At 51.5% G+C, this 13,170-nt stretch carries 20 protein-coding genes; 19 read left to right on the plus strand and 1 reads right to left on the minus strand.

Annotation, left to right across the window (positions count from 1 at the left end; genetic code table 11):
• From ACCI49_RS16105 to ACCI49_RS16195, 19 genes are all read left to right on the plus strand, one after another.
• On the plus strand, positions 1 to 294 hold a 294-nt coding region (locus tag ACCI49_RS16105; RefSeq protein WP_371840109.1), incomplete at its 5' end, for a YdhT family protein.
• Between the two features lie 35 nt (positions 295 to 329).
• Positions 330 to 1,088 carry an ERF family protein gene (locus ACCI49_RS16110; RefSeq protein WP_371840110.1) on the plus strand — a complete coding sequence of 253 codons (759 nt, stop codon included), beginning with the start codon at positions 330 to 332 and terminating at the stop codon, positions 1,086 to 1,088.
• Positions 1,085 to 1,729: a lambda exonuclease family protein gene (locus ACCI49_RS16115; protein WP_371840112.1), complete on the plus strand. Its 645-nt coding sequence runs from the start codon at positions 1,085 to 1,087 to the stop codon at positions 1,727 to 1,729. Before ACCI49_RS16110 ends, ACCI49_RS16115 begins: the two co-directional genes overlap by 4 nt.
• A gap of 13 nt (positions 1,730 to 1,742) precedes the next feature.
• Positions 1,743 to 2,744, plus strand: a complete 1,002-nt coding sequence (locus ACCI49_RS16120) for a hypothetical protein (protein WP_371840113.1) — start codon at positions 1,743 to 1,745, stop codon at positions 2,742 to 2,744.
• Positions 2,745 to 2,967: 223 nt separating this feature from the next.
• Complete coding sequence (locus tag ACCI49_RS16125; RefSeq protein WP_371840114.1) at positions 2,968 to 3,189, plus strand: hypothetical protein; 222 nt, start codon at positions 2,968 to 2,970, stop codon at positions 3,187 to 3,189.
• A gap of 134 nt (positions 3,190 to 3,323) precedes the next feature.
• The gene (locus ACCI49_RS16130) at positions 3,324 to 3,539 is read left to right on the plus strand and encodes a hypothetical protein (protein WP_371840115.1); all 216 of its coding nucleotides are present in this window, start codon (positions 3,324 to 3,326) and stop codon (positions 3,537 to 3,539) included.
• 2 nt (positions 3,540 to 3,541) lie between these two features.
• Positions 3,542 to 4,036, plus strand: coding sequence for a single-stranded DNA-binding protein (gene ssb, locus ACCI49_RS16135; RefSeq protein ID WP_371840117.1), 495 nt, complete (start codon positions 3,542 to 3,544; stop codon positions 4,034 to 4,036).
• Positions 4,037 to 4,080: 44 nt separating this feature from the next.
• Positions 4,081 to 4,299: a hypothetical protein gene (locus ACCI49_RS16140; protein WP_371840118.1), complete on the plus strand. Its 219-nt coding sequence runs from the start codon at positions 4,081 to 4,083 to the stop codon at positions 4,297 to 4,299.
• A gap of 75 nt (positions 4,300 to 4,374) precedes the next feature.
• Entirely contained in the window at positions 4,375 to 4,779 is a 405-nt protein-coding gene (locus tag ACCI49_RS16145; protein WP_371840119.1) for a hypothetical protein, read from the plus strand.
• Positions 4,772 to 5,467: a hypothetical protein gene (locus ACCI49_RS16150; RefSeq protein ID WP_371840120.1), complete on the plus strand. Its 696-nt coding sequence runs from the start codon at positions 4,772 to 4,774 to the stop codon at positions 5,465 to 5,467. The genes ACCI49_RS16145 and ACCI49_RS16150 overlap by 8 nt, the downstream gene beginning before the upstream one ends.
• Complete coding sequence (locus ACCI49_RS16155) at positions 5,464 to 6,057, plus strand: hypothetical protein (RefSeq protein ID WP_371840121.1); 594 nt, start codon at positions 5,464 to 5,466, stop codon at positions 6,055 to 6,057. Before ACCI49_RS16150 ends, ACCI49_RS16155 begins: the two co-directional genes overlap by 4 nt.
• Positions 6,054 to 6,365, plus strand: a complete 312-nt coding sequence (locus ACCI49_RS16160; protein ID WP_371840122.1) for a hypothetical protein — start codon at positions 6,054 to 6,056, stop codon at positions 6,363 to 6,365. The genes ACCI49_RS16155 and ACCI49_RS16160 overlap by 4 nt, the downstream gene beginning before the upstream one ends.
• On the plus strand, positions 6,362 to 7,099 hold the full coding sequence (locus ACCI49_RS16165; protein WP_371840123.1) for a phage antirepressor KilAC domain-containing protein: 738 nt from the start codon (positions 6,362 to 6,364) through the stop codon (positions 7,097 to 7,099). Before ACCI49_RS16160 ends, ACCI49_RS16165 begins: the two co-directional genes overlap by 4 nt.
• Positions 7,100 to 7,169: 70 nt before the next feature.
• Positions 7,170 to 7,385, plus strand: coding sequence for a DUF4224 domain-containing protein (locus tag ACCI49_RS16170; RefSeq protein ID WP_371840124.1), 216 nt, complete (start codon positions 7,170 to 7,172; stop codon positions 7,383 to 7,385).
• 89 nt (positions 7,386 to 7,474) lie between these two features.
• Complete coding sequence (locus ACCI49_RS16175; RefSeq protein ID WP_371840125.1) at positions 7,475 to 8,395, plus strand: tyrosine-type recombinase/integrase; 921 nt, start codon at positions 7,475 to 7,477, stop codon at positions 8,393 to 8,395.
• Between the two features lie 25 nt (positions 8,396 to 8,420).
• Positions 8,421 to 11,036 (plus strand): DNA mismatch repair protein MutS, encoded by a 2,616-nt coding sequence (gene mutS, locus ACCI49_RS16180; protein ID WP_371840126.1) that lies wholly within the window; start codon positions 8,421 to 8,423, stop codon positions 11,034 to 11,036.
• 138 nt (positions 11,037 to 11,174) lie between these two features.
• Positions 11,175 to 11,498 (plus strand): ferredoxin FdxA, encoded by a 324-nt coding sequence (gene fdxA / locus ACCI49_RS16185; protein ID WP_020411359.1) that lies wholly within the window; start codon positions 11,175 to 11,177, stop codon positions 11,496 to 11,498.
• 68 nt (positions 11,499 to 11,566) lie between these two features.
• A complete protein-coding gene (locus ACCI49_RS16190) occupies positions 11,567 to 12,235 on the plus strand; it encodes a polysaccharide deacetylase family protein (protein ID WP_371840127.1) in 669 nt (222 codons plus the stop codon).
• A 91-nt stretch (positions 12,236 to 12,326) separates the two neighbouring features.
• Positions 12,327 to 12,494 (plus strand): DUF1328 domain-containing protein, encoded by a 168-nt coding sequence (locus ACCI49_RS16195; protein WP_020411361.1) that lies wholly within the window; start codon positions 12,327 to 12,329, stop codon positions 12,492 to 12,494.
• 55 nt (positions 12,495 to 12,549) lie between these two features.
• Here the strand turns inward: ACCI49_RS16195 and ACCI49_RS16200 are convergent, their stop codons facing one another.
• Complete coding sequence (locus ACCI49_RS16200) at positions 12,550 to 13,092, minus strand: carboxymuconolactone decarboxylase family protein (RefSeq protein ID WP_020411362.1); 543 nt, start codon at positions 13,090 to 13,092, stop codon at positions 12,550 to 12,552.
• Positions 13,093 to 13,170: the final 78 nt, after the last annotated feature.

Here is a 13,170-nt window from a genome sequence, read left to right on the forward strand (position 1 = left end):
AGCGCAGCCACTAACACCGGAAACTGGAGCGCAGCCACTAACACCGGAGACCAGAGCGCAGCCGAAGTTGAAGGCCAGCACTCAGTTGCGATTGCAGTAGGCGCTGAAAGTAAAGCTCGCGCCTCTGAGGGTAGCGCCATTGTCCTCTGCTATCGAGATGACGAAGGAGAGCTGATTCACATTCGGGCAGCAATTGCAGGACACGGAGAAATCGAACCAAACAAATGGTATTCGCTGAACGAGAGTGGTGAGTTTGTTTGTGAGGAGTCTACAGAGGAATTGGAGCCGGCTTAAAAACTGGCACCCCTCTAATAACGGGAGTGAGCAAAATGTCTGAATCAAATCAAATAATGGTAAAGCCAGAGTCACAACCGGCTCCTGCTCAGCCAGCCTCTGAAGCCACACAAGTGCTCGCTGTTATCGAGCGTGTAGCAGCAAATCCAGAAGCAGATATCGACAAGCTAGAACGCCTTCTGGATATGCAAGAGCGGATTATGAACCGCAACGCAGAGCAAGCATTCAATACAGCAATGGCTCAGATGCAGGCAGAGTTACCAGTTATAGATAAGAACGGCGAAATTATTGTTAAAGGTACTCTCCGCAGCAAGTTTGCAAAACTTGACGATATCCAAGAGGCATGCAAACCATTCTTAAAGAAATACGGATTTGCAGTTAGTTTCAGGATAAAAAATACCGAGCGTGACGTTTGTATTTCTGGAATTTTAATGCACAGCCAGGGGCACAGGGAAGAAACCGAGATAACGCTGCCAGCAGATGGTAGCGGAAGTAAAAACAACGTCCAATCAATAGGTAGCTCCGTCTCATACGGGAAGCGTTATGTCTACGGCGCACTATTGGATATCACGATTAAAGGCGAGGATACAGACGGAGTGCCCCCCGCCAATGTAAACAACGTATCTCCCCAGCAAATCCAGCAGCTCCGCAACGCTATGCGAATGGCCGGAATTAATGAACAGCAATTTTGCAACTCAGCTGGGATTCAGAACATCAACCAACTGCCCGCGGACAGATTCAACCGCGCAATGAAATATCTTCAAGAAAACCGAGCACAAGGAGTGCAGCAATGATTATCTGCAAAGTCGAACAAGGCTCTAAGGAGTGGCACCGCGAGCGCGCCGGAGCCATCACCGCCAGTAACTTCTCTGAAGTCCGTAAGCGCTTAAAAAGCGGGAAAAACAAAGGTGACTTCACCGCAGCCGCTCACGACTACGCATTTCGCTTGGCTGTAGAGCGCATCAGCGGTGAACCCCTGGACGGAGGCTTCCAGACCTGGGCAATGAAACGCGGCAACGAATTAGAGCCAGAAGCCCGTGCGGCCCACGAAGACCAAATAGATACGTTTATCGAGCAGACCGGGCTGGTGCTAACTGATGACCGCAAATTTGGAGCCAGTGCAGACGGCTTAATCGGTGAGGATGGTGGCAGCGAGTATAAATGCTTGGTTTCTCCTGAGCGCCTTCGGACCATCTTGCTTGATGAAAATCTCGACGAATTCAAAGACCAGATTCAAGGCTGCATGTGGTTAACCGGGCGCAAATGGTGGCACTTTGTTTTGTACTGCCCTGCCCTGGAAAAAATCGGCAAGGCTCTAACGGTTCGAAAAATGGAGCGAGACGATAACTACATCGACGAGCTGGAAATTGATTTATTGAAGTTCGACAAACTGGTTGAGGAGTATCGCAGCAACCTAAGTAAAAAAGCCGCTTAGCAGGGATAGAAAAATGACCACGGAATTAATAACCACTCAAGATGTTCAACCAGTCCAGATTTTCGCAAGTAATGGATTAGATGCAGTTCTGGAAGAAATCACCAGTAAAGCAAAGTCCGTTGTTGCTGATGTCAGCACCGTAACAGGCCGAAAAACAATCGCCTCCATGGCTCATCAGGTAGCCCGCAGTAAAACCCATCTGGACGGTTTAGGGAAGGGTTTAGTAGCCGATCAGAAAGCCCAAATCAAAAAGGTCGATTCTGAGCGAAAGCGTATGCGCGACTATCTCGACAATTTGAAAACGGAGGTAAGGCAGCCTCTAACAGACTGGGAGGAGGCTGAGGAGAAGCGAATCAACGGACATAAGAGCAAGATTTCCCAAATGGAGCTTTACGCCTCCGAATGCTCTGACCTTGACTCTAACGAGCTATCACATTGCATTTCAATTATTGAATCCGTAGAGATTGGCGAGGGCTGGGAAGAATTCGAAGCTCAGGCCGCTCGTACAAAAGAAGCCTCACTGGCAACACTTCGCGAAGCCCTGGAAAAGCGCAAAGCCTATGAGGCAGAACAAGCCGAATTAGCTCAGCTCCGGATGGAGCGAGAACAGCGTGAACGCAAAGAGCGAGAGGAGCGAATCGCCCAGGAAGCGGCAGAACGTACACGCAAGGAGGCAGAGCAGGAAAAGCGGGCAGCCATTGAAGCCAAAGAGCGTGCGGAACGCGAAGCAAAAGAAGCGGCGGAAAGAGCTGAGCGGCAAGCCAGGGAAGCAGCCGAGCGAGCAGAAAGAGAGAAATGTGAAGCTGTGGAACGTGAGCGCCAGCGAGTTGAAGCTGAAAAGCGCGCAGCCGAGGAAGAGCAGCGCCGCAAGGAGGCAAACAAGTCTCACTGCCGCAAGATAAACAACGCTGCAAAGAAAGCCTTTATTGACAAAGGGTTCCAAGAAAAGGCCGCACAAAAGATTGTTGAGTTAATTGCTCGCGGCTCTATTCCTAATATTTCGATCAACTATTAACGCGTGAGGCTTGCGCCGCTGGTATAGGGCGCATTTTTTAGGAGAGAAATATGTTTTTAGGGAATGGTTTATCTACAACCACATTCGCACTAAGTCTTTTAGGTCGAGAGTGGGGCAGCATTAATCTACCTGCGCAGAATTTCGACGCAGGAAAGCCAAACAAGCTAAGCCAAAAGGCGAGGCGTAAGCGGGCAAAGTGGAAACAATAGTGGAGACAGGGCAAATGAACAGATTCGCCATATTTAGCGGTACTTACAACCTGTTAATGGGTGGGGCTAAAGACTTTAAGGAATCGCGCCCCACTAAAGAGGCAGCCATTAAAGGGGCACAAGATATTGCCAAAACCGAAACCTTTGTTCGCTGGGTGCAAATCTTCGATAAGAAAACCGAAGAATTGACCACTTATAGCGTCGTCGATGGCGAGCTGAAGAAAAGGGAGAGCTAGTAATGACACCAGAACAGGAAAGGCAACGGGAAAGGCAAATCGCAGCAATCAGGGCTCGCAGAGAATTTGTGCAAAAGCATTCGAGTCCATCTGCAGAGCAGCCTTGGTTTTCGTATTGCCCAGGAGGCGACTTCTTGTTTTTTTCCACTGAGGAAGAGGCCAAGGAGCATGCAGAGGGCGAGATTCCAGATTACTGCCAGGACACCTGGGATGAAGAGGTTGAAGGGGTTTTAGTTGGCAAGGTTTCTTTCGTGGCGACCAAAACCAATGTAAAGGAGCTTCCTCCTGGGAGTGAGTTTGATTACATATGTGACTACAAACTCCTCCCGCCAGCAAAAGAGGGGTACTAACGATGGCTAGAGGAATAAACAAAGTAATTCTGATCGGCAACCTGGGCAACGACCCAGAAACCAGGTACACACCCAGCGGCAGCGCCATAACCAACATCAGCCTAGCCACCAGCGAAAGCTGGAAGGATAAGCAGACCGGCCAACAGCAGGAACGTACAGAGTGGCACCGCGTGGTGTTCTTTAATCGCCTTGCAGAAATAGCCGGGGAATACCTGCGCAAAGGGGCGAAGGTTTATGTCGAGGGCTCACTGCGCACACGGAAGTGGCAAGACAAAAACAGTGGCCAGGACCGCTTCACCACCGAAATTGTCGCAGCTGAAATGCAAATGCTTGACGGTCAGCAGAATGGAGCACAGCAGGGCCATCAGCAGCCCTCCCCTATGGCATCACAGAACCAGCCGCAAAACCAAAGGTATCAGCAGAACCGGCAGGCTCCAAATGCTATGGGCGGGACAAATGACTTCAGTCAGCAGTTTGATGAGCCACCACCATTCTAATTACCAACCTGGGCCGCTAGTTCAGGGCCCCCAAGGGGGTTCAAATGGAAATCTCAAAATTTCCACTAAACAAACAAGCATCAGCAGTAATTGCAGAAGTTAAGAAGTTTGTTTCCGCATTCGAAAGGATAAAGAACAGAAAACCCACAGGCGTGGCAGTTGATACCGATAAATTCCAAATGGTTCAACGCGCAATAGTTGCTGAATTGAGAAGACAGAGAAAAGGGGCTGCATCTGCAAAGGAGATTACCCCCCCCCGATGAGCTGCATGTACAGGGAGTTTTTATTTATCCGTTTGCGGCTTGAGTAATGAAAGTAAATAAAGCGAGGGATATGCAATGGCACACCCAATATATAAAGACCTCCTGGAGCAGTGGAGAAAAAAGGCTACAGAAATAGCTGGAACCAGCGAAGGGTTTACTTTCTACGAACCAGAATTCAATGAATTCCTGCATTGGATGTTTTCGCAGTTTCAGGCGTTTGCTGAATCTGAGCAATCCGCTCCAGTCAACAGCGTAATTGAGTTTTTAAATAAAGTGGACGAGCTGAGGGATAAATACCCGCAGCTATGGGTGGATATCCATAGAACCAACGCTACGGGCTGGGTCGCAGCCCTGCATGATAAGTTCATGGCCACAAACGTATTAGCCTATGGACAAAACCTTACAGCCGAACTGGCATGCAAGGATGCGTTAGAACACCTAGCTAAAAACTCTGAGATTACGGGAACCTCCAATGACTAACCCAGCCATAGCAGAAAAACCAATCTTATTTAATGGGGATATGGTGCGTGCGATTCTGGATGGCCGTAAAACCCAAACGCGCCGGTTAATGAAACCTCAACCCGAGCTCTCACCTCATGGTGGCCACTGGTGGGCCTGCGACGCAGTGGAATCAATGGTTAAGGTGGAGGAGCAACTAAATAATGAGGGCGGCTGGGCAGGCTTTGCCGGCTCCGTGTGTCCCCATGGCCAACCCGGTGACCGTTTATGGGTGCGAGAAACACATCACCTTAGCCATCAAAACAAAGTCACCTATAGAGCCGATTACCCCTTCAATCCTTTCAGTGAAGACGAGTGCGGGGAAGACTGCTCTATGGTTGGCGAGGTGTGGAGACCCTCAATCCACATGCCCCGCTGGGCGAGCCGTATCACCTTAGAAATTACAGCTATTCGAATTCAACGTATTCAGGACATCAGCGAAGAAGACGCTATAGCTGAAGGAATTCTTAATTCAACCCTACAAACACCACTAACTAAAACTGCCATGTATCACTGTGAGCCGTGGCCCACGCCAATTTGCGGTGAGTCAGCCAGAGACGCATATGGGGCGCTTTGGGAATCTATCTACAGCAAAGACAGCTGGGACCAAAACCCCTGGGTATGGGTAGTTGAGTTCCGCAGGGTTGAGCAGGCTGAGGTGGCAGCATGAAAGCACAGACCGGAATTGTTGAGGGTGGGTGTAGAAGCGTGGAAATCAATAATGCAAAGCTGGGGTTGACAATGAATAACAGCTGGTGCCATGCTTTCCCCGCTCCTGCAAAATCAGGAGTCGGGATTGAGACCCCGAATTTCGAAGGCGCCAGGAAGACGCCTCTAGCTGTATGCGTCTTTTTTTATGCGCGAAATATCCCTTTTATGGTGGGGTATTCGGGGGGCACTTGTGCCCGCCGTATCCTTCGAGCGGTAGTCTCAACCCGTCTACCCCGCCACCCAATCGAGATTGAGACCTCTGCGGTGGCGGACAATACGCTATCGAAGGAGGCTCCCATGCCAAACCACGCCCAAGTTGCGCCTATCAGTCAGGCCAACAATTCCATTGCTCAATCTCTCAATATCGCAAGTCTCAGCCTGGATTCGCTGAGAAAGCTCCGCACCCTATTCCACAGTATCACCTGTATGCCGGAAAACGACCCAACCGCCCGTGAGTTAGCAGCCATAGGTGTTCAGCTTGCTGATGAATCGGCAAACATCATCGATTGTGAACGTGAAGACCTTGAAAACATGGAGGGCAAGCAATGAGCGAATTGGATATATCAGATTGGTTCAAAGAAGACTCGCATAGCGGGCAATATCTAATAAATGCTAAAGGGGCGTTACTCCTACTTCTGGAGACACACACTCAACAACCAAACAAAAAAGCCAGGGTCATGCTGAATTCAGTTTTAGCAATTGCCAAGCAGAATGGATATCAATGCGGGCAGAGGCTGAAGAAGTCAATCGCAACCAGGGATGTGGATGTGTCAGTACTAGCCGCCCATGTGCAAATGCTAAGCCTGTACATTGGGGATCAAACTGTTATCGACCTTTTGGAGGGGGTGCAGCAATGAACAACCTGATTCAAGTTGTAAACAACCAAGCCACCACCACCTCCCTGGCTATTGCCGAGGGGGTGCAGCGACCGCACGCATCTGTCATTAAGATAATTCGCCAACACAACGATGATTTTGAGGCGTTTGGTAGGGTGAGATTTGAAATCCAACCCTTTGAAACTGCCGGAGGCACCCAGCAACGCGAGGTAGCCATCCTCAACGAGCACCAGGCCACTACGCTAATCACTTTTATGCGCAATATCGGTGTGGTGAAAGAGTTCAAGAAGCGCCTAGTGAAAGCCTTCTTTGAGATGCGCGATGAGCTGACCCAGCAACGTCAGGCCCCCAGCGTGGAGAATTTGTCCCGGCTAGAGATACTACAGCTGGCCGTGCAATCCGAAGAGGAGCGCCTGCAGCTAGAGCAGGAGAAGCACCAACTGGAGCATCAGATCAAAGAGGAGGCGCCGCGTGTAGCCTTTGCCAAGCAGGTGGAGATAGCCCCGGACGCCATCAGCGTGGCCCAGACTGCCAAGATACTCGGCACTGGTCAGCGACGGCTCTTCGCCTTCCTGCGCCAGATTGGCTGGGTCTCACGGCGCAATGAGCCATACCAAGCCAAGATAGAGGCCGGCTGTCTGGATGTGAAGCTGAGTAAATGGGAGCACCCCGACCACGGCCTGCAGCAATCCGTCACCGCACTAGTGACCGGCAAAGGTCTCACCAAGCTGCAAAGGCTATGGAATCAGCACTAGCGTGACCATTCCAAGAGTAAACGGGTAATTGGCGCGGCTTCGGTCGCGCTATAGCTGACAGGAAAGGATTATGAGTGGAACATCATTAAATCCCCCGCCCCCCTGGCTCACAGACGCCCAGCTTGAAGAGTTAACCAAGAAGAAGCGGGCAAAGAGCCAGGCCGAGGAGCTAAGGAAAGCGGAGATACCATTCAGGATGATTGGGGGGCGCCCCGTAGTACTGGTTCAGAGTCTTGCACCCATGCAACAATCGGGTATTCCTCGCCCCACAGTTAAACGGTTATGAGAAAGGATAGTCAGGGACGACCTCTACCCCCTCGGGTATATGAGAAGCATGGGCGTTATTACTATGTCCAAAAAAATAAATGGAGACCATTGGCTAAGGAGTATCATCGCTCCCTGGCCATGGTCGCCGCTATCGAGTCTCCAACACCTCAGTGGAGTGAGTTGGTTAACCAGGTCTACGAGCGCTATGAACGCCGGCACGCGGACGGCAAGTTAGCGCTCAATACGCTCAAGCAATATCAGAGTATGCGCCCACGTATTGAATATGGGTTTTCAGAGTTCACCCCTGACATTGTGCGAACCAGTGATATAACCCAGTTTCTAGACCTGTACGAAGACACCCCCAATATAGCCAACCGGATGCTAACGGTTATTAAGGCCATTTTTGAGCGGGCTGTTCGCCAGGGTATGGCTGATATAAATCCCGCTTTTGGTATCAAGAGGTTCGAGGAGAAGAAGCGGGACCGCTATCTCACTGACGATGAATTCAAGGCAATCCGATCCAAGGCCAATCCCACAATAAAATTAGTAATGGATATGTGCTACTTGACCGCCCAGCGCATCTCGGATGTATTGGCAATTCAGCACAGCGATATAACCAAAGAGGGCATCAAGTTTCAGCAAGAGAAGACTGGCAAGCGGTTACTAGTCCAAATGGAACCCGAGCTGGAGCGGATTGTTGCTGAGGCCAAACAGCTGCATAAGGTCATGTGCCTCTATTTATTCCACCCTCGGGGCAAGAACACCCCATACAGTTATCGAGGCATTCGAGACGCCTACGACAGGGCCAGGACTAAGGCCGGAATTGAGGACACCACTATCCACGACATCCGAGCTAAATCGCTGACCGATGCCAAGCGCGCCGGCATTGATGCTCAAGTTCTGGCCGGGCACGTTAGCCCAGCAATGACAGAGCGGTACATCCGATTGCGCGAAACTGATAATGTAGCCGGCCCAAGTCTTAGACAGCTTTTAGACAAAAGGCAGAAAATTGACAAAAAGTGTAAGTAAATCAAAGACTTCAGAACACACTCCGATGATGCAACAATACATGCGCATCAAAGCCCAGCACCCCCAGGAGCTGGTGTTCTACCGCATGGGGGATTTTTACGAGCTGTTCTTTGACGATGCCAAGAAAGCGGCTGAGCTGTTGGATGTCACTCTTACCGCAAGGGGTAAATCCGGTGGAGAACCGATCCCCATGGCTGGTATTCCCTACCATGCAGCCGAAGGCTATCTCTCACGCTTGATAAAGGCCGGAGTATCTGTCGCGATATGTGAACAGATTGGTGATCCGGCTACCAGTAAAGGGCCGGTTGAGCGACAGGTTGTTCGCATTGTCACCCCCGGTACCGTCACCGATGAGGCTTTACTTAACGACCGCCGCGATAACCTGCTAGCTGCAATCTCCCATTTAGGGGATGTGTTCGGTTTGGCATTATTGGACTTGGCTACCGGCCGCTTTGTAGTACAGGAAACCGACACCCTGGAGGCCCTTGCCGAGCAAGTTCAACGCCATAATCCTGTAGAACTTCTGGCCCCAGAAGATCTCACTTTACCAGTGGAAATTGAACGCAATGCAGGCGTACGTCGCCGCGCACCCTGGGAATTCGAATTGGAAACTTCTCTGCGTCTGCTCAACCAGCAGTTTGGCACCATGAATCTGGAAGCCTTCGGTTGCAGCCATATGCATGGCGCTATCGTGGCCGCTGGTTGCCTGCTGCAGTACGCACGGGATACCCAACGTACCGAGCTTCCTCATATTCGCAGTCTGCTTACCGAAAGCGGAGATGAGACCGTCGCATTGGATGGTGCCAGCCGCCGCAACCTGGAAATTGATCTGAACCTGAACGGCGGTGATGACAATACCCTGCTGTCCGTTTTCGATAGCTGTAAAACCGCAATGGGTAGCCGCCTGCTGCGCCGCTGGTTGAACAATCCACTGCGTCAGCTTACCACCCTGCGCAACCGTCAGGATGTCATCGCAGCTCTGATTGCCGATTACGGTTTCGAGGCCTTGCGTGACGCCCTTAAGCCCGTGGGTGATATGGAGCGGATTCTAGGCCGCTTGGCATTGCGCTCTGCACGCCCCCGCGACTTGGCGCGCCTGGGCCAGTCTCTGGCACAGTTCCCCGAAATCCAACGGCAACTGGCGGAGTCAGATGCTGCCCTATTAAAAGAGTTATGCGACCAGATTGGTGAATGGCCTGAGACCGTAGACCTGCTGCAGAACGCCATTATTGAAAATCCACCTGTCGTAATACGCGATGGTGGAGTCATTGCTACCGGTTACGACGAAGAGTTAGATGAGTTGCGCGCTATCAGTGAGAACGCGGGCGATTACCTGGTGCAACTGGAACAGCGGGAAAAAGAACGCACCGGTATCCCCACCCTGAAAGTGGGTTACAACCGGGTGCACGGTTACTTTATTGAAATCAGCCGAGGCCAGAGCGATAAGGCGCCGGCCGAGTATATTCGCCGCCAGACCCTAAAAAATGCCGAGCGCTTTATTACTCCTGAGCTTAAGGAGTTCGAGGACAAGGCACTTTCAGCGAAGAGCCGCGCCTTGGCGCGGGAAAAAGCGCTTTATGAAGAGCTGATCAATCAGCTGAATCAGTCCTTGGCAGAGCTACAAGCCGCCGCAGCCGGTATTTCTGAATTGGACGTATTGGCCTGTTTGGCCGAACGTGCGGACGACCTGCGTCTCTGCCGCCCAGAGCTGGGGGCCGAGCCGGGGCTGCACATCAGTGGTGGACGCCACCCGGTAGTTGAGCAGGTCTTGGACGAGCCCTTTGTAGCCAACGATATCGAGCTGCGCGACGACCGCCGGATGCTGGTCATCACCGGTCCGAACATGGGTGGTAAATCTACCTATATGCGCCAAACCGCGTTGATCGCCCTGCTCGCCCACTGCGGCAGTTACGTGCCCGCAGACAGCGCCCAGATCGGCCTGCTCGACCGCATCTTCACCCGTATCGGCAGTGCCGATGACCTCGCCGGTGGCCGCTCGACCTTTATGGTGGAGATGACCGAGACCGCCAATATTCTACGCAATGCCAGCGAGCACAGCCTGGTTCTAATGGACGAGATCGGCCGTGGCACCAGCACTTACGACGGCCTATCTCTAGCCTGGGCCTGTGCCCACTACCTGGCCGAAGAAGTGCGCGCTTTCACCCTGTTCGCCACCCACTACTTTGAGCTGACCGACCTGCCCAATCAGTGTGCAGAAGTCGCCAATATACACCTGGATGCCACTGAACACGGTGAAGGTATTGTCTTCCTCCACCGCATTCAGGAAGGCCCGGCTTCCAAGAGTTACGGCCTGCAGGTGGCCAAGCTGGCGGGTATTCCCGGAGATGTCCTCACCGAGGCTCGTGTCCGTTTGGCAGCATTGGAGGCTGGAGCCCAGTCAGTGGATGTACCCGCCGCAGTTTCTGCTCCCATTTCCGCTCCGGAGCCAATACAGAAACCTGAAGCGATTACCGCCACAGTAGCTGTAGTCCCTGCGCAATCCCTTTCACCCCAGCAGGTTGACCTATTTGGCAGCCCTAGCCACCCTGCGGTGGATGCCCTGGAGGAACTGGACCCGGACGATATGACGCCACGCCAAGCCCTGGAAGCGCTCTATTCTTTGCGCAAGTTATTGAAGTAAAAGGCCGGCTGACTACGATCGGTCACTGAACCTGTTATAAACCGTGAACTAAATCGACTGAAAAGCCACTACAATTCGCGCCAGTAATTGATAAAATCCGCTGCACGAAGAATTCAGTGGCACTATCGAGGGACAAACATGACATTCGTAATTGGGGAAAACTGCATTAAGTGCAAATACACTGACTGTGTAGAGGTTTGCCCGGTAGACTGTTTTTACGAAGGCCCCAACTTCCTGGTTATTCACCCCGACGAGTGTATTGACTGCGCCCTGTGTGAACCGGAGTGTCCCGCCAATGCGATTTTCTCGGAGGATGAAGTTCCTGATGACCAGCAGGAATATATTGAGCTGAACGCTGAGCTCGCTGAAGTCTGGCCCAATATCACTGAGAAAAAAGACCCATTACCAGATGCCGAGGAATGGGATGGTAAGAAGGGTAAGCTCGAGCTTCTCGAGCGATAACAGCCTACAAAAAAGCCGTCACTGACGGCTTTTTTCATTTTTGAGCTTTAATAAAGCAGGATAGCTAAATGAGAATAATAATAACTGCGATTTCAATTATTTATTTAAGCTTTTCTCTAGCCACTTTGGCTAATACTGGGAAGGAAAAACAGATTGCCCTGGCCTTTGGCGAGGGCCCCGTACCCGGGGTAACAGAGTCCCTATTACAGCAACTCGATGCACTCCAAATCAAAGCCACCTTTTTTCCTGTCGGCATGCAAATGGAACAGTTTCCCGAACAAACTCGCGCCATTATTAATGCCGGTCACCAGCTGGGAAATCACGGTTACTCCCACATCAACTTGGCTGAACTACCCCTAAGCAGTGCTAAGGAGGAAATCAAAAAAACCTGTAAATTACTCCAAAGCCATGGCTACCAGGAACGCCCAATGATTATGCCGCCATTTGGCAATATATCCGTTGAGCTCAGTGATTTACTGGAAGAACAGGAGTTCCAGCTGGCTGAATGGGATCTTGAGCCCCGCCTTCATGTCGACATGAGTGAACCTGAGTCAATTGCCGACTATGTGGCAGAAAACGCTACCGATGGCAGTGTGGTGATGTTGCATCCCATGTATGAACACAGTGAGCAGATTATTGAGGCCCTCCCGCTGATCAGCACTCAACTCCACCAGCAAGGATTTCGTTTTGTTACTCTCGCCCAAATAGCAGAGAGCGAGAAAATCGAAAACTTGTAAGAGACAGCAGACGACATTATCAATAAGGCCAATGGGAGCCGGGTATTGAACTCTGCGGCCCACTCCCGTACTCACATTGGGAGCTATCGCCATGTTGCGCTGGGCCATACTCTTTCTGGTAATTGCCTTGATCGCCGCCTTCTTTGGCTTCAGTGGTATTGCCACCACGGCGACGGAAATCGCTAAAATTCTCTTCTTTATCTTTATTGTGCTGTTCGTACTGGCACTGATATTCGGTAAATCCAGGCCGCCCAAATAGTATTGCCTGACAAGTAGCTCAGGGATTCAGCCAGTCACCCCGGTATGTACCGGGGTTACTTTTGGTGTGGTGTGCGAGTCGGGACCAGACTTAGTACTTCTGCCAGGTGGTTAAAGCCCGAAACCAGTTCCATCACTCCCAATGCTTCAAGCAGCTCATCATCCCTGGCCCCTAGCTTTCGCGCTTCAGCGATCAAGTGCCGGCGATGATCATCGGGGGCACTGTTGGCATTGCGGGCCAGATCGAACAGAGCATGTTCTTTTTCTGAAAAATGCACGTTTTTGGGGTCGGTACGGATGCGCATAATCTCCGCAGCATCCACTCCCAGCATTTGCAAAGATGTACTGTGATGATAGATGCCATAGTCACAATGATTGTCCGCGGAAACAGCAAGCCCGATAGCTTCTTTCAGCTGGGCAGACAGGCAACCGTGCAGCATGACCGCCTTAAACTTGTCCCAATTGGCTTTAAGCAACCCCTCGTGGTGTGCATAAACGCGAAACAGGCTCGGTATGCCGCCCAGCTGATCCTGAATCTCTGCAAAAACCCTGGCCTCCTCGTCACCATCCGGGCTCTCCACCAAAGGGATGCTGCTCATCGTTCACCTACCTGTTAACCTGGCTGTTATTAACTGGCTCCGGCCCCAGCGACACAATTGACTTCCTGGCGCCCTAAA

It is taken from the genome of Microbulbifer epialgicus (genome assembly GCF_041447265.1).
Classification (GTDB): Bacteria; Pseudomonadota; Gammaproteobacteria; order Pseudomonadales; family Cellvibrionaceae; genus Microbulbifer; species Microbulbifer epialgicus.

Excerpts from the sequence above, each read along its gene's own strand:
- ACCI49_RS16110 (WP_371840110.1), top strand. The coding sequence starts at position 330 with ATGTCTGAATCAAATCAAATAATGGTAAAGCCAGAGTCACAACCGGCT.
- ACCI49_RS16115 (WP_371840112.1), top strand. The coding sequence starts at position 1,085 with ATGATTATCTGCAAAGTCGAACAAGGCTCTAAGGAGTGGCACCGCGAG.
- ACCI49_RS16120 (WP_371840113.1), top strand. The coding sequence starts at position 1,743 with ATGACCACGGAATTAATAACCACTCAAGATGTTCAACCAGTCCAGATT.
- ACCI49_RS16125 (WP_371840114.1), top strand. The coding sequence starts at position 2,968 with ATGAACAGATTCGCCATATTTAGCGGTACTTACAACCTGTTAATGGGT.
- ssb (WP_371840117.1), top strand. The coding sequence starts at position 3,542 with ATGGCTAGAGGAATAAACAAAGTAATTCTGATCGGCAACCTGGGCAAC.
- ACCI49_RS16140 (WP_371840118.1), top strand. The coding sequence starts at position 4,081 with ATGGAAATCTCAAAATTTCCACTAAACAAACAAGCATCAGCAGTAATT.
- ACCI49_RS16145 (WP_371840119.1), top strand. The coding sequence starts at position 4,375 with ATGGCACACCCAATATATAAAGACCTCCTGGAGCAGTGGAGAAAAAAG.
- ACCI49_RS16150 (WP_371840120.1), top strand. The coding sequence starts at position 4,772 with ATGACTAACCCAGCCATAGCAGAAAAACCAATCTTATTTAATGGGGAT.
- ACCI49_RS16155 (WP_371840121.1), top strand. The coding sequence starts at position 5,464 with ATGAAAGCACAGACCGGAATTGTTGAGGGTGGGTGTAGAAGCGTGGAA.
- ACCI49_RS16160 (WP_371840122.1), top strand. The coding sequence starts at position 6,054 with ATGAGCGAATTGGATATATCAGATTGGTTCAAAGAAGACTCGCATAGC.
- ACCI49_RS16165 (WP_371840123.1), top strand. The coding sequence starts at position 6,362 with ATGAACAACCTGATTCAAGTTGTAAACAACCAAGCCACCACCACCTCC.
- ACCI49_RS16170 (WP_371840124.1), top strand. The coding sequence starts at position 7,170 with ATGAGTGGAACATCATTAAATCCCCCGCCCCCCTGGCTCACAGACGCC.
- mutS (WP_371840126.1), top strand. The coding sequence starts at position 8,421 with ATGATGCAACAATACATGCGCATCAAAGCCCAGCACCCCCAGGAGCTG.
- fdxA (WP_020411359.1), top strand. The coding sequence starts at position 11,175 with ATGACATTCGTAATTGGGGAAAACTGCATTAAGTGCAAATACACTGAC.
- ACCI49_RS16190 (WP_371840127.1), top strand. The coding sequence starts at position 11,567 with ATGAGAATAATAATAACTGCGATTTCAATTATTTATTTAAGCTTTTCT.
- ACCI49_RS16195 (WP_020411361.1), top strand. The coding sequence starts at position 12,327 with ATGTTGCGCTGGGCCATACTCTTTCTGGTAATTGCCTTGATCGCCGCC.
- ACCI49_RS16200 (WP_020411362.1), bottom strand. The coding sequence starts at position 13,092 with ATGAGCAGCATCCCTTTGGTGGAGAGCCCGGATGGTGACGAGGAGGCC.